We start from the raw sequence: 14962 nt of genomic DNA, 5'->3' as shown, positions 1-14962 counted from the left end.
GCGGGTCTGCGGCATCGGACCATCGGCGGCGGATACGACTAATATCGCACCATCCATCTGCGCAGCACCGGTAATCATGTTCTTGACGTAGTCGGCATGGCCTGGGCAATCTACGTGAGCGTAGTGACGGCCTTCTGACTGGTATTCTACGTGCGCTGTTGCGATGGTAATACCGCGCGCTTTTTCTTCTGGCGCTTTATCGATCTGATCGTAGGCCAATGCACTGCCACCAAACTTATCCGACAACACCTTGGTTAAGGCTGCCGTCAGCGTTGTTTTACCATGATCTACGTGACCTATTGTTCCCACATTAATGTGCGGTTTTGTACGATCAAATTTTTCCTTTGACATGCTATTTCTCCTAAATTAAACGTTATATATTTTTGAAGAACGGGAATTGTCGTAAATTGTAGAATTCCAATTTTTACAAACCCACATTTATTAACTGCTTCTTTGCAGCGCCTCCAATAAACTGGAGCCCACAACCGGACTTGAACCGGTGACCTCTTCCTTACCAAGGAAGTGCTCTACCGACTGAGCTATGTGGGCGTGTTTTTTTAGAGACTATCATCTTATCTTAAAAAGAGTAAGGCCTAATTTTTTCCCCTTACCGCAAAATGGAGCGGGTGATGGGAATCGAACCCACGCTATCAGCTTGGAAGGCTGAAGTTCTACCATTGAACTACACCCGCAAACAGAAAAAGCAATACCAATACTGATTTATGACCTAATTCAATGCAGCGCTTCTTCGGCAGCAGCTAACATGTCTGAATTTGGCAATTTATCTCGACCGGTGGAGGGGGAAGGATTCGAACCTTCGAAGGCTGAGCCGGCAGATTTACAGTCTGCTCCCTTTGACCGCTCGGGAACCCCTCCAAAAAATTGAGCCCGTCATTTTGCGGCACTATGGGTTTAATGTCAACTAAACAAATCACATAAAGTAAGACTGTCATCCTGGGCGCAGCGAGGGTTCTTCTTATGGTGGCATTTTATGCTTTGTTGGTGCTATCACAAGGAGATCCTTCGCTGTACTCAGGATGCCAGCTGGGCAGGATGAATGACCAGGCATGAAATAAAAAGCCCCGCTATAAAACGAGGCTTTTCATATACTTACAAGATGAATGGCTAATTACATCATACCGCCCATGCCACCCATACCGCCCATGCCTCCCATATCACCACCACCTACTGGTGCGGTTTCTTTCTTGGGAATTTCAGCAACCATTGCACCTGTGGTAATCATCAGGCTAGCAATAGAGGCAGCATTTTGTAATGCGGTGCGTGTAACTTTGGTCGGATCCAAGATACCCATATCGATCATATCACCAAAATCGCTTGTGGCGGCATTGTAACCAAAATTACCTTTGCCATCTACCACTCTGGCCAAAATAACAGAAGCTTCTTCGCCAGCATTGGTAACGATTTGTCGTAATGGAGATTCCATCGCACGACGCAAGATAGCAATACCGGTATTTTGATCGTCGTTATCACCCTTGAGATTTTTAATACCTTGCAGGGCACGAATTAAAGCGACTCCGCCGCCTGGAACCACACCTTCTTCCACCGCAGCACGTGTTGCATGTAATGCATCTTCCACACGAGCTTTTTTCTCTTTCATTTCCATTTCAGTGGCAGCACCGACTTTGATCACTGCGACACCACCAGCCAACTTGGCCAGGCGTTCTTGCAGTTTTTCACGATCATAGTCAGAGGTGGTGTTATCGATTTCAGCGCGAATTTGCGTAATTCTCGCTTGAATATCTTTGCTGGCACCAGCGCCATCAATAATGGTGGAGTTTTCTTTAGTGACCACGATACGTTTAGCAGAACCCAAATCAGCTAATGTGATGCTTTCCAGAGAAATACCTACTTCTTCAGAAATCACTTTACCACCCGTTAATACAGCAATGTCTTGCAACATCGCTTTACGGCGATCACCAAATCCAGGCGCTTTCACTGCAACGACTTTGACGATGCCGCGAATGGTGTTAACTACCAAGGTTGCTAAGGCTTCACCTTCTACATCTTCAGCAATTAATAGCAAAGATCGGCCAGATTTAGCCACAGCTTCCAGTATTGGTAGTAATTCACGAATATTGGATACTTTTTTGTCAACCAATAGGATGTATGGGCTTTCGAGTTCAGCGCTCATGCTCTGTTGGTTGTTGATGAAGTAAGGAGATAGGTAGCCACGATCGAACTGCATACCTTCCACTACTTCCAAAGAATTTTCAAGACCAGAACCATCTTCTACCGTGATGACGCCCTCTTTACCTACTTTTTCCATCGCCTTGGCAATAATAGTACCAATAGCTTCATCGGAATTAGCAGAAATAGTGCCGACTTGTGAAATGGCTTTTTGGTCAGTACAGGGTTTGGAAAGTTTTTTCAACTCTTCTACCGCTGCAGCTACTGCTTTTTCTATGCCGCGTTTGAGATCCATTGGATTCATACCAGCAGCAACTGATTTCATACCTTCCGCTAAAATGGCTTGTGTTAATACGGTTGCAGTAGTTGTACCGTCACCTGCGATATCAGAAGTCTTGGAAGCCACTTCCTTAACCATCTGTGCGCCCATGTTTTCGAAGTTGTCTTTTAACTCGATTTCTTTAGCAACAGTCACACCGTCTTTGGTAGGTGTTGGGCTGCCAAAACTTTTTTGTAGCACAACGATTCGTCCACGGGGACCTAAAGTCACTTTGACGGCATCAGCCAGAATATTTACGCCATTTAGCATGGCCTGGCGGGAGTGATCCGCAAATTTAATTTCTTTAGCGCTCATTCTTTTAGTTTCTCCTAAAAATTTAATGTGAATTTAACTGAAAATTAACCTTCAACTACACCCATAATGTCATCTTCTCTCATGACGACCAATTCTTCGCCAGCAACCTTTACTTCTGTACCAGAGTACTTGCCAAACAGCACTTTATCACCCACTTTAATAACTAATGGACGTACTTGGCCGTTATCGGTATGTTTGCCAGTACCTATGGCAATGACTTCTCCAAATACCGGTTTGTCTTTAGCTGTATCTGGGATCACAATGCCACCTGGCGAGGTTCGCTCTTCTTCACTGCGACGAATCACAACGCGATCATGCAATGGACGTATTTTCATTCACTCTTTCTCCTAGGTTTTAATTGATTATATAGGCAGGGCAGATTAATTCTGTGTATACTTAAAGTATTTCCCATATAAATCAAATGATTATATTTCTGGGACTTAACCGCCAACCACATTTGCTAGCGCCTGACATAAAAGTCAAATGCTAATGCTAGAAAATATGAGGTTAAAATTTGAGAATTCAAGAGGAAAGAATACTTTTGGATAAAATTTTGAAATGGCACTTATACTCAGGATAGCTATGTCCAGGATGACACAGCCATTCTGTAATGTTAACAGGCTATATTTTCCATGCTTTCTTCTGTAGCCGCTTTATTGATATCTACATAAATCTCAGACTCTTCCAAACAAATTGATTCTGCCAAATATTCGCGAAATTTATTCAATAACGGTGTGAAGAAATCTGCTTGACGCGGTAGATGTGTCTTTAAAGAATTCATAAAAATCTTTTTCTGTTCATCAACACCATATCTTGCGATCATCTGCGCACATTGATCCAATTTGGCAGCAACGGATTCTGTCAGACGAGCTTCAGGCAGGGGGATCAGCTGTATTGCTTCAATCATAGCCCTGGAAGCCGTTTGAGCCGCATGAATCACTCGACCATTTTCCAGGCGGTAATTGTCCAAGACACTTTTCATATGCTGCGCAAAATGATCGATGCCGGAATAACGTAATCGTGAAGGGGTACTATTTTCTTCTAGACTGGCTTTCTTGATGACTTTAACTAATAAGCGGTATAGCTCAGAGTCACGCCTGGGAAGACGCTTATCAAGCCCTGCTTGCGCCAATTTTTTATCTATTTCTTGTGAATATAGATTCTTTTTTAGAATATTTTTATAATCATTTAAAAGCTTTATAGCCGTTTGTGAGAAGTTGTGCATATGTCCACGCCGTTATATACCTGTTCATTATTGTTATTTGAACAATCTATTTAATCTATGAGTTGTATTATAAACATATTCCCCTTAACAAAATATTAACGATAGGGAATTTATTTAAACCACCAACGCAGAGGAATTAAATAGCCAATCTTAAGATAATTGCGTAAAATAGCACTAAAACTATTCTATATCTCCACTTAGCTATCACGAGGTCTTATGAAACAGCAACCGGCTATATTGGCACTTGAAGATGGTAGTACATTTTCAGGGTATTCCATCGGTGCTGAAGGCCAAACAGTTGGTGAGGTTGTATTTAATACAGCAATGACAGGTTATCAAGAAATTATTACTGACCCGTCGTATGCTCAACAAATCGTCACCTTAACTTATCCGCATATTGGCAATACCGGTACTAACAAGGAAGATGTTGAATCCTCCCAAGTCTGGGCAGCTGGTCTCATTATTCGCGATTTACCCTTTTTGGCTAGCAATTGGCGCATGCAACAGACCCTACCCGATTACCTACGTACTAATAATCTGGTCGCAATAGCCGGTATTGATACCCGCCGCCTAACCCGTTTACTACGCGAAAAAGGCGCCTTAAACGGCTGCATTACCACTTCCACTATTGATAAAGCGGCCGCTCTAGCATCTGCACGCAGCTTCCCAGGGTTAAGTGGTATGGATTTAGCCAAAGTAGTTAGCACTCAAAAATCTTATACGTGGACAGAAGGCAGCTGGCAAATGGATACTCAAAGAGTAAGTTCCAACCCAAATTCACAGCCCCTCCATGTAGTTGCTTATGATTTTGGAATCAAAGAGAACATATTGCGTTGCTTAATTGATATGGGCTGCCGCCTGACAGTTGTCCCTGCCGAAACTTCTGCAGAACAAGTTTTGGCATTAAAACCTGATGGAATATTTTTATCCAATGGACCTGGCGATCCAGCGGTTTGTGATTATGCTATTTCCGCTATTAAAACCTTTTTGGATCAGGAGATTCCCCTATTTGGCATTTGTCTGGGGCATCAATTATTGGGGCTGGCCTGTGGCGCTAAAACTATAAAAATGAAATTTGGTCATCATGGCGCCAATCACCCTGTGCAAGATTTACAAAGCAAACAAGTCCTTATTTCCAGTCAAAATCACGGTTTTGCTGTAGATGAAGCGAGTTTACCGGCTTGCCTTATCTCCACACACCGCTCATTGTTTGATGGCAGCCTGCAAGGTATTCGCCATGTCAATAAACCCGCCTTTAGTTTTCAGGGACATCCAGAAGCAAGCCCTGGACCACATGAGGCGAGAGTACTGTTCAACTCTTTTAAGGAGTTGATATGTAAAAGGAAAACCCTAGCCGCCTGATTTGACTAGCCATACATTTTTTATGTGTTACATCTGCGTAGCAATATAATCCAGATGTTTTTCCACAGCCCCACGGTTTGTTTCCACAACCATCCTTGCCTGCTCCCCCATCTGAATACGCTTTGCTTCATCTTCCAATAATGCTGACCAGGTTGTTGCTAATTCCTTTTCGTTATTGACACAAATAACTGCGTTGACCTGTTGCAACAAATGATAGATTTCTGTGAAATTAAATAGTTGCGGACCGGTGACAATAGGCAAGCCTAAAGCAGCAGGTTCCAACAAATTATGACCGCCCACAGCTACCAAACTGCCTCCCACAAAGGCCACATCTGCTGCCGCATAATAAAGGAAAAGCTCTCCCAAACTATCCCCCAAAAATATTTGAGTTTCCGGTGTACAGGCTTGTCCCTGACTGCGCCGAATCGTAGAAAAACCGCGTTTCTGACATAAAACTGCCACCTCATCAAAACGATCAGGATGACGCGGCACAAGTATTAACAGACTAGTAGGCCAGGTTTTTCTTAATTCAGTAAAGGCTTGCAAAATCTGTTCTTCTTCGCCCGCATGTGTGCTCGCCGCAATTAAGGTAGGCCGCCTTTGCCCCCAACTTGCTCGCAATGCTTGACCTTTCTCTACCAAATCCAGCGGTGTCTTCACATCAAATTTCATATTACCCCAGACTAAAGTCCGTGCGGGATCAGCGCCCAATGCTTTAAAGCGTTTAGCATCTTCTTGCGTTTGCGCAGCGATAACAGAAATCTTTTGCAACATAGGCTTAACCAACATAGCAATATGTTGATAACCTTGTGCTGACTTGCCAGAGAGCCGCGCGTTGGCTAATAAAATGGGGATTTTCCTCTTAGACGTATAATGCAGCAAATTAGGCCATAGCTCCGTTTCCATGATAATGGCTAAACGGGGACGAGTACGGTTTAAGAAGCGGTTGACTACATCCGGCATATCGTAGGGAACGTAATAATAACGCAATCTTTCTCCCGCGAGCTGCGCTGCCAATCCAGAACCGCTGGCCGTCATGTTGGTAATCACCAGTGTCAACTGCGGATAACGTGCCTGTAGACTGGTTATCAAGGGCCTTGCCGCGATTAACTCTCCTACCGATACGGCATGCAACCAAATACAACCATCCGCAGCCATCGATTGAATGAAACCCAAACGCTCTGCCCAGCGTTGACGATAGCCAGGCAATTTCCGCCCTTTCCACCATAATCGTAGAAAAATGGCTGGAGTACTTAAGTAAAACAATAATGAATATAGATAACGCATAATTTATAATGACTACTTGGAAATAATTATTGGAGGGATTATGTTCAAAGATTTTTTAACCTTTCGCCGTATGTTAACCCCGATTTTGGTGCAGATATTATTCTGGCTGGCAGTCATTGCCTGTATTGTCCTTGGTGTGGCAAATATATTGCATCAACTGATATTGCAGGGGATTGCGACCATCATTTTCGGACCTTTAGCTATCAGAATTATCTGTGAGTATGTTGTTGTATTGTTTCGCATTAATAATACCCTAACAGATATTAAGAGCCAAAAGATACTTTAAATCTATGTCATATGGTTCCTTCTCTTCCGGCGGGCGCGGGGCAGGCATAGAGGTCAGGTTAAGCACTGTATCTCCTCTCCCGTCTGTGACCAAAGGGAGTCCCCTTGCGAGATGGGAGAGGGGCTACAGTGCTTAATTGCTTAAACGAACCTCTTTAGAAACATCCTTATGTTTCAAGCTAGCAAATGCCTTCTCAGCCGCATCCCAAGTAGCCTGCAATTCCAGATCACCATGAGCCGCTGAGACAAATCCAGCTTCATACGCTGAAGGTGCAATATAAATTCCTTGCTGCAATAAGGCATGAAAAAACTGCTTAAACTGTTCAATATGGCAGCCCATAACCTGTTGCAGCTGTGTTATTTCCTCACCTTCAGTAAAAAATAAACCAAACAAACTCCCAACCTGCGTGGCTTTTAATGCAATATCCTGCGCTTTAGCTCGTTCCAGTAAACCTGCAACTAAACGCTGGGTTTTAATTTCCAAGTCTGCATAAAAACCTGGACTACTTTCCAATACCTTCAAAGTTGCTAAACCAGCAGCTACCGCGATGGGATTACCTGATAAAGTACCCGCTTGATAAACCGGTCCAACTGGCGCCATTTTCTCCATCAAGATTTTTCTACCACCAAATGCGCCTACTGGCAAACCTCCACCTATAATTTTACCTAGCGTGGTAATATCTGGCACCACACCATAAAGCCCTTGCGCTCCTCCTCTACCCACCCTAAAACCAGTAATCACTTCATCAAAAATCAATAAACTCTGATAACGGTCGCAGATTTCCCGCAATCCCTGCAAAAATCCCGGCACCGGCAATACACAACCCATATTACCTGCTACGGGTTCCACGATAATTGCTGCAATATCCTTACCCACTGCTTGAAATACAGCTTCAACTGAATCTAAGTCATTGAAAATGGCCGTAAGCGTTTCCTGCACCAGCACTTTAGGCACTCCGGGCGAACTGGGAACTCCAAAAGTCAATCCACCTGAACCCGCCTTCACTAACAAAGCATCAGAATGTCCGTGATAACAACCTTCAAATTTTAAAATCTTATCTCGTCCGGTTGCAGCACGCGCCAAGCGTAGGGCGCTCATGGTAGCTTCTGTCCCCGAATTGACTAGACGTACCTGTTCAATCGATGGGAAGTGCTGATTGATTTTGATGGCTAATTCGACCTCCTTAGCAGTCGGAGCCCCAAAGCTTAAACCATTAGCAGCCGCCTTCTGTACAGCAAGCACAACCTCAGGATGAGCATGCCCCAAAATAGCTGTCCCCCAGGAACCCACATAATCGATATAAGATTTCTCATCTTCATCAATCAAATACGCTCCTTGACCCCGATTAAAAAATACAGGGGTACCCCCCACTCCGCCAAAAGCACGAACTGGTGAATTAACGCCACCAGGAATATAATTTTGCGCTTTCTGAAATAACAAATCGGAACGTGACATATGACAACTCCAGTTTGGGATGAATGAACAACTACAGCATAACCCTATTTCATATTATGATACACCAAAGTTTATGAGGACACCTGCTATGAAAAAATATGTTTGTCTTTTATGTGGATTTATTTATGACGAAGAACTGGGCTGGCCAGAAGATGGCATTCAGCCTGGCACATTATGGAAAGACGTCCCCGAAGATTGGACTTGCCCGGAATGCGGAGCGATGAAAGAAGATTTTGAAATGGTAGAAATTTAGATTTTCCTCTTACAGCCCTAACTTTTTTCCTTCTCCTCTGGTGGGAGAAGGTGCCCAACAGGGTGGATAAGGGGTGAGTTTGCAGTAGCAGTAGCAGTAGCTATAATTAAAGCCAATCCAAGCTTACCCCTCATCCGCCCTACGGGCACCTTCTCCCACCAGGGGAGAAGGAAAAAAGTCATGGCTATAAGAGGGGTTTTAACATTAAGGCTTGACCACCACCAAAATCACCACCACCATAAGAATCACCACCGGTATCTCATTAAACCAACGATAAAATACATGCGAGTGTTTATTCTTATTGGTTTTAAATTGCCACCAATAATAGCCGCACATCAAATGGTATATCCATAGAACAGCCACCAACGCTAATTTCGCCTGCATCCAGCCCAAACTGATATAAGCACTGAAATTCAAACAGAGCAGCCAAATGCCAAATATAGTCGCCAACACTGCGCTCGGCATCGTTATCCCAAAATACAACTTCCTTTCCATGAGTTTAAACCTTTCCTGGCTAATCGTGTCTTCACTCATCGCGTGATAGACGAACAATCGCGGCAGATAAAATAAACCGCTGAACCAGGTCACCACAAAAATAATATGTAACGCTTTGATCCAAAGCATTATTTTTACTCCACAATCCGCACTGGAAAATGCTATAATAACATCTCATATTATCAATATTCAGCCGAAATCTTGAGGTATTCCATGAGCGCATTAACCAATGCATCTAATCAGTCTTCTCCATCAGATCCCATCACCGTGACACACAGCGCGATTATGAAAATTTATGAGTTAATGGTGGAAGAAGATAATCTAAATCTCAAGTTACGCATTTTCATTACCGGCGGCGGTTGCTCCGGTTTCCAATACGGCTTCAGTTTTGAAGAAGCTGCTAATGACGATGATATTATCATTGATAAAAAAATAGACGAAGTTGAAGACAGGGACGGCACATCAACTTCAGGTCAACACATACCACACATTCAAGTCTTAGTTGACGCTCTCAGCCTGCAATATTTAGGCGGCGCCGAAGTCGACTACCGTAAAGATATCAATGGCGAACGCTTTATCATTCGCGGCAACCCCAATGCCAAAACCACCTGCGGTTGTGGTTCTTCTTTTTCGGCGGAATAGCATAGCTGTCATCCTGGATTATGACAGCCATAATCCAGAATGGCCGCTATAACTGCTCCTGCGATTCCATCGCCGCAGCCAACAACGCTAACCTCGCAATCACACCATAAGCATAAAACCGATTAGCACAATCATCCGCCGGATGACAAGGATTATTGCATGCCCCTATAAACGGCAATGGATGAAAGTTCATACCTGGAGCATTGAGATTTTCATCCACACCTTTTTGCGCATGTACCCGATAAAAACCACCCACAACATGATGCCCAACCATATAAACCACCGGCTCCGCCACTGACTGTTCCTCACCCCAAGTCTCAAAAGTATAAACCCCTTCCTGAATAATCACTTTGGAAACTGCTCGTCCCCCTTTAATCGTGGACATATTTGTGCGCTGTTTACGATTCAAATGTTTTAAATCATCCACCTGCTTAATCGTCATCACCGCCATACCATAAGTCCCGGCGTCCGCTTTAATAATCACAAAAGGTGGATGCTCGATACCATATTCAGAATACTTTTTCTTAATCGATTCAAACAATGCCTCCACATTAGAAATCAGACACTGCTGGCCTTCCCCTGTCATAAAATTCACCTCACCGCAATAACGGAAAAATGGCGAAATCAACCACGGATCAATATCCAAGTACTTAGCAAACTCACGGCTGGCAATTTCATAATGATGAAAATGATTCGCTTTAGAACGTGTCGCCCAACCCAAATCAATAGGCGGACAGACTTTTTGTTCTAGTCCTTGCAATAATGCAGGAACACCGCCAGCTAAATCATTATTCAGCAGAATCAAGCAAGGGGAAAAATCATCCACGGCTAACCGATTTCCCACACGTCGTAACGGCTCAAGCCGAATAGATTTTCCTGAAGGGAGCTTAATATCTTTGGGCGCTTTCAATTCTTCGAGCAAAGAGCCAATGCGCACACTGAAACCGGCTTTAGATAAAATTTCCTGCAAACAAGCTAAGTGTTCAAAGTAAAACATATGGCCAGTATGGCTTTCGGGAATCAACAATATCTGTTTGGCCGTCGGACTGATGGTCTCTATCGTCGCCTGCACTGCTTGAATATAAAGCGGCATGAAATCAGGGTTGAGATTATTAAAGCCGGCCGGAAACAAGTTAGTATCAATGGGCGCCAGTTTAAACCCTGCATTACGTAAATCCACTGATGAATAAAACAGCGTAGGCACCTGTTGCCACTTTTCACGAAACCAACTTTCAATTTTCACCTGTTGATTCAGCAATCGCTGCTCTAACTGATGCAAGGGCGCTTTGAGAGTAGAAGGCACTTGTGGAACATTCTTAGAAAAAATTTCAGACATGATTTTTTATTTTCCTGGGTTTCTTAAGCGATGCATCATCTAAAGATGACAAGGGTTCATTATCACTCACTTATGTTAAACTATCTACTACAGAGCTTTTCAAATCATCCACCTAAAAGATCCCTAAGGACAAACTTATGCCTAACTCCGCCCTGTTCTTAACTGATATCTGGTATCTAGCCCTCCCTGGAAATGCTCTGAAATCTGGGCAAATGACTGCTAAATCGATTCTCGGACAATCCCTATTATTCGGCCGCGCTAAGACAGGTGAACCTTTCGCCTTACGCAATATCTGCCCACATCGCGGAATTCCACTGAGTTATGGTCGTTTTGATGGCTGTGAAGTAGAGTGTTGTTATCACGGCTGGCGCTTTAATACTGGGGGGGTTTGTACTGACATTCCTTCATTGCTACCCGAGCAAAAATTCAATATCTCTAGGGTAAAAGTGTTCAAATTTCCCTGCCACGAAGTTCAGGGCAACCTCTGGGTTTATATACCCCCACCCGGCAAACCCATACCTAAAACTTTACCACCCATCCCTTGCGTCCCCGATGTCGGAAATATTGCACCACAATTACAGTTCAACAAACATTTTCCCTGCGATATCGATCATGCGGTGGTGGGATTAATGGATCCTGCTCATGGTCCGTTTGTGCATCGTTCCTGGTGGTGGCGTTCGCAAAAATCCATGCATCCCAAAGCCAAAAAATTCGCACCCACCCCTTTAGGCTTTAAAATGGTAAGGCATCCCCCCTCTAAAAATTCTAAAGCCTATAAATTGTTGGGGGGCGAAATTTCTACAGAAATCAGCTTTCAATTGCCCGGCGTGCGTATAGAACATATCCAAGCCGGCCGCCATACGGTATGCGCTCTGACCACTCTTACCCCATTGGAAGAATCCGTTACTGAAATCCATCAATTTTTTTATTGGACATTACCAGGCTGGACAGCTATCTTTAAGCCCTTGGCGCGATCTTTTGCCCGCGCGTTTTTGAATCAGGATTATGAGGTGATTGTTAAACAACAAGAAGGCTTAAAAGAGAATCCGCAGCTGATGCTAATCAATGATGCAGACACGCAAGCTAAATGGTATCAGCAATTAAAAAAAGAATTCATATTAGCCCAAACAGAGAACCGTCAATTTCAACATCCGCTAACTGAAACAGTGCTGCGCTGGAGGAGTTAAGCTACTCTTTCGCTATTGTATTAAGCCCAGAATAACAGGGAAAAGAGAAAAAGTAGAAAAGGATTTTCTTCCAACAATACATTCAAACCCATGAGTCACAGTATGCACACATTTAAAATCGCCGCTTCACTATTATCTGCTGACTTCGCCCAACTAGGCAAAGAGGCTATTGATGCCATTACTGCCGGCGCAGATTGGATACACTTGGATGTCATGGATAATCACTACGTCCCTAACCTGACCGCAGGACCCTTAGTCTGCCGAGCATTGCGAGATTTTGGGGTCAAGACGCCAATCGATGTACATCTAATGACTAAGCCGGTAGATCGGCTGATCCATGATTTTGCCAAGGCCGGCGCAACCTACATCACCATTCACCCAGAAGCCACCGAGCATCTAGATCGCAGTTTGCAACTGATACACGACCTGGGCTGCCGAGCTGGTTTAGTTTTTAATCCAGCCACACCCTTTAGCCAACTGCCTTACGTCATAGACAAACTCGATTTAATCATGATTATGTCGGTTAATCCCGGATTTGCTAAACAGCCTTTTATTCCTTCCGCGCTGAATAAAATCCGTGAAGCACGTCAATTTTTAGACAGCTATGCTTATGAAGCCAGATTAGAAGTAGATGGTGGCATCAAAACCGATAATATCCACGAAATCGCTACCGCCGGAGCAGATACTTTTGTCATCGGCTCAGCTATTTTTAACACCCCTGATTATGCCGCTACTATAGCTAACTTCCAGGCAGCGCTTTCAAAAGCACAATCACAGCATGGACATTTTTAATGCCAACGTTTCACACATCCTGCATCTATATCAAATAAATCCAGCACACGCCCTACAGAGTGATTGACCATATCATCCAATGTCTGTGGCTGATTATAAAAAGCCGGCACAGGCGGAGCGATAATACCGCCCATATGCGTCACTTTGAGCATGTTCTCCAAATGACCGGCATGCAGCGGCGATTCCCGCACCATCAACACCAGACGCCGCCGCTCTTTAAGTACCACATCTGCTGCACGCGTTAACAAGTTGCTAGTTACGCCACTTGCGATTTCAGCCAAAGTACGCATCGAGCAAGGCGCAATAATCATGCCCTGTGTTTTAAACGACCCACTGGAAATCGCCGCGCCCAAATCCATCACTGAGTAATGCACATCCGCCAATGCATAAAGTTGCTTTGCAGTTAATGCGACCTCTGCCGCACGCGTAATTTCTGCAGTTTTAGAAACAACGAGATGGGTTTCAATTGGCAGCGGCTGCAACAACTCCAATAAACGAATACCATAAATGATACCGGAAGCGCCGCTAATGCCGACAATAAGACGTGATTTTACCACTCAATTTTTCCTCAACATGTGTGGTTATAAAGGAGAAACCGTATCAACTTTCTGGTTAGAACTTTCCTCCTCATTTTTTATCCATATGGGCAATGCAAATTTGAGATGTTCTATATATTCGATAAGTTGAGCAGAAACGAACGGTTCTAGCTCACTTAAAAAGCTGGGTACATCTTTATAAGCGTTTATTAACGATAGACGTGCTTGAAACAAAGGATTTTCTTTAAGAAAAACTTTGGAGAATTGCTCTTTGAATGCTGCAATAGTTGGCATGTTATCTAATCTTGGCCAAACAATTGTTAGATTTTCATTAGAATCCCAAAGATAGTGTAATATGCTTGGGATAAGAACTGTGGGGACGATAAATAAAAAACACAGAATGGGTTGTATTTCTTCTCTACGTTGTGTTAAAAATTTTTGTCGTAATGCTTCTAATGCGCCAGGTTTTTTACACAGTTCAATAATCCTCGGATCATCCCCTTCTTCTGCACAGCGAATAAGGTCTGGTTTTGATCCAATTTTAGCACCCCATTGGACTAAAAGATGGAGCATCTTTCGATCTGAGAAACGTGCAACCAATTGCAATAGAGTCTCTCCTTGGTTATCAAGCACATCCATATTTGCTTCTTGCCTGATTAAATATTCTGCGATCGATAAATTTGGATATCCATAAGCAGCACCCACTAAAGGAGTATAAATCAGAGGGTTATTTTCTACACACGATTCAATATCGGCTTTATTCTCTATTAATATTTTTACTACCTCTAGCTTTTTCTTCATCACCGCTACATGCAGCGCAGTTAATCCGTGTTCATTGCGCATTTCAATATCCACTTTTTGACTCAAAAGAAGGCGTATTTTTTCTATATCACCTTCTCTGCAAGCGTCATGCAATGCATACAGATTTTTCTTATTTTTAGACTTGCTTTCCAACTTCAAGAATTTTGCTTGAGAAGCGGCATAACTGGATGCTAAGTATCGTTCGTCTTCTAAATGAGATAAAGACCAAAATGCGGAGGGCTGGATATAAACGGGTAGATAAAATGTTTCTTCGGTTGCAGTTTTTTGCTGGAAGGTTTTTCTTTCTCTCTTAACTGCTCGCGACATAAGCACCTCTCTACTAATTATCGGTTACGGTATATTTATCAATAAAATTCTAATTCTGGACTTTAGCCAATTATGCCGCTAAAGCCAGCTGATAAATCAAAGCATTAGCCTGATTGGCCGTAATTTTTAATAAATCACTCTCATTTTCAGACTTTGAAAAATACTTTTTGGTCAAAATTGATTTTCTGACCAGCGT

Annotated in this window: 16 protein-coding genes and 3 tRNA genes; 6 read left to right on the top strand and 13 right to left on the bottom strand. The window is 43.4% G+C overall.

What is annotated here, in order from left to right:
* The 7 genes from VHE99_05485 to VHE99_05455 form a co-directional block, all read right to left on the bottom strand.
* Positions 1 to 351 (bottom strand): GTP-binding protein (locus tag VHE99_05485; protein HVV68468.1); only part of this gene is annotated, 351 nt, incomplete at its 3' end.
* Positions 352 to 473: 122 nt separating this feature from the next.
* Positions 474 to 549 (bottom strand) — tRNA-Thr (locus VHE99_05480).
* 69 nt (positions 550 to 618) lie between these two features.
* A tRNA-Gly gene (locus VHE99_05475) sits at positions 619 to 692 on the bottom strand.
* A gap of 102 nt (positions 693 to 794) precedes the next feature.
* Positions 795 to 876, bottom strand: a tRNA-Tyr gene (locus VHE99_05470).
* 253 nt (positions 877 to 1129) lie between these two features.
* Positions 1130 to 2782 (bottom strand): chaperonin GroEL, encoded by a 1653-nt coding sequence (gene groL / locus VHE99_05465; protein ID HVV68467.1) that lies wholly within the window; start codon positions 2780 to 2782, stop codon positions 1130 to 1132.
* Between the two features lie 44 nt (positions 2783 to 2826).
* Positions 2827 to 3117, bottom strand: coding sequence for a co-chaperone GroES (locus VHE99_05460; GenBank protein ID HVV68466.1), 291 nt, complete (start codon positions 3115 to 3117; stop codon positions 2827 to 2829).
* A 278-nt stretch (positions 3118 to 3395) separates the two neighbouring features.
* Complete coding sequence (locus tag VHE99_05455; protein HVV68465.1) at positions 3396 to 4007, bottom strand: hypothetical protein; 612 nt, start codon at positions 4005 to 4007, stop codon at positions 3396 to 3398.
* A 216-nt stretch (positions 4008 to 4223) separates the two neighbouring features.
* Between VHE99_05455 and carA the strand changes: the two genes are divergently transcribed.
* Positions 4224 to 5369: a glutamine-hydrolyzing carbamoyl-phosphate synthase small subunit gene (gene carA, locus VHE99_05450; GenBank protein ID HVV68464.1), complete on the top strand. Its 1146-nt coding sequence runs from the start codon at positions 4224 to 4226 to the stop codon at positions 5367 to 5369.
* Positions 5370 to 5396: 27 nt separating this feature from the next.
* Here carA and waaA read toward each other — a convergent pair whose 3' ends face one another.
* Positions 5397 to 6656 carry a lipid IV(A) 3-deoxy-D-manno-octulosonic acid transferase gene (gene waaA / locus VHE99_05445; GenBank protein ID HVV68463.1) on the bottom strand — a complete coding sequence of 420 codons (1260 nt, stop codon included), beginning with the start codon at positions 6654 to 6656 and terminating at the stop codon, positions 5397 to 5399.
* A 40-nt stretch (positions 6657 to 6696) separates the two neighbouring features.
* Between waaA and VHE99_05440 the strand changes: the two genes are divergently transcribed.
* Complete coding sequence (locus tag VHE99_05440; GenBank protein ID HVV68462.1) at positions 6697 to 6942, top strand: DUF4282 domain-containing protein; 246 nt, start codon at positions 6697 to 6699, stop codon at positions 6940 to 6942.
* Between the two features lie 132 nt (positions 6943 to 7074).
* Here the strand turns inward: VHE99_05440 and hemL are convergent, their stop codons facing one another.
* Positions 7075 to 8397 (bottom strand): glutamate-1-semialdehyde 2,1-aminomutase, encoded by a 1323-nt coding sequence (hemL, locus tag VHE99_05435; protein ID HVV68461.1) that lies wholly within the window; start codon positions 8395 to 8397, stop codon positions 7075 to 7077.
* A gap of 88 nt (positions 8398 to 8485) precedes the next feature.
* On the opposite strand from hemL, the gene VHE99_05430 reads away from it, so the two are divergent.
* Positions 8486 to 8650, top strand: a complete 165-nt coding sequence (locus VHE99_05430) for a rubredoxin (protein ID HVV68460.1) — start codon at positions 8486 to 8488, stop codon at positions 8648 to 8650.
* Positions 8651 to 8854: 204 nt separating this feature from the next.
* Here the strand turns inward: VHE99_05430 and VHE99_05425 are convergent, their stop codons facing one another.
* Positions 8855 to 9274: a CopD family protein gene (locus tag VHE99_05425; protein ID HVV68459.1), complete on the bottom strand. Its 420-nt coding sequence runs from the start codon at positions 9272 to 9274 to the stop codon at positions 8855 to 8857.
* An 84-nt stretch (positions 9275 to 9358) separates the two neighbouring features.
* On the opposite strand from VHE99_05425, the gene erpA reads away from it, so the two are divergent.
* Positions 9359 to 9787, top strand: a complete 429-nt coding sequence (gene erpA, locus VHE99_05420; protein ID HVV68458.1) for an iron-sulfur cluster insertion protein ErpA — start codon at positions 9359 to 9361, stop codon at positions 9785 to 9787.
* Between the two features lie 46 nt (positions 9788 to 9833).
* Here the strand turns inward: erpA and gshA are convergent, their stop codons facing one another.
* Positions 9834 to 11123, bottom strand: a complete 1290-nt coding sequence (gene gshA / locus VHE99_05415) for a glutamate--cysteine ligase (protein ID HVV68457.1) — start codon at positions 11121 to 11123, stop codon at positions 9834 to 9836.
* A gap of 137 nt (positions 11124 to 11260) precedes the next feature.
* On the opposite strand from gshA, the gene VHE99_05410 reads away from it, so the two are divergent.
* Positions 11261 to 12310 (top strand): Rieske 2Fe-2S domain-containing protein, encoded by a 1050-nt coding sequence (locus tag VHE99_05410; protein HVV68456.1) that lies wholly within the window; start codon positions 11261 to 11263, stop codon positions 12308 to 12310.
* Positions 12311 to 12412: 102 nt separating this feature from the next.
* Positions 12413 to 13102 (top strand): ribulose-phosphate 3-epimerase, encoded by a 690-nt coding sequence (gene rpe / locus VHE99_05405; GenBank protein HVV68455.1) that lies wholly within the window; start codon positions 12413 to 12415, stop codon positions 13100 to 13102.
* Here rpe and VHE99_05400 read toward each other — a convergent pair.
* Positions 13099 to 13659 carry a UbiX family flavin prenyltransferase gene (locus tag VHE99_05400; protein HVV68454.1) on the bottom strand — a complete coding sequence of 187 codons (561 nt, stop codon included), beginning with the start codon at positions 13657 to 13659 and terminating at the stop codon, positions 13099 to 13101. The two genes, rpe and VHE99_05400, sit on opposite strands and share 4 nt — an antisense overlap.
* 24 nt (positions 13660 to 13683) lie before the next feature.
* Positions 13684 to 14766, bottom strand: a complete 1083-nt coding sequence (locus VHE99_05395) for an ankyrin repeat domain-containing protein (GenBank protein ID HVV68453.1) — start codon at positions 14764 to 14766, stop codon at positions 13684 to 13686.
* Positions 14767 to 14962 lie beyond the last annotated feature (196 nt).

The organism is Gammaproteobacteria bacterium (assembly GCA_035546635.1).
In the GTDB taxonomy this organism is placed as follows: Bacteria; Pseudomonadota; Gammaproteobacteria; order JAURND01; family JAURND01; genus DASZWJ01.
Note: the sequence above shows the minus strand (reverse complement) of the source record. Positions and strands in the feature narration are given on the sequence as shown.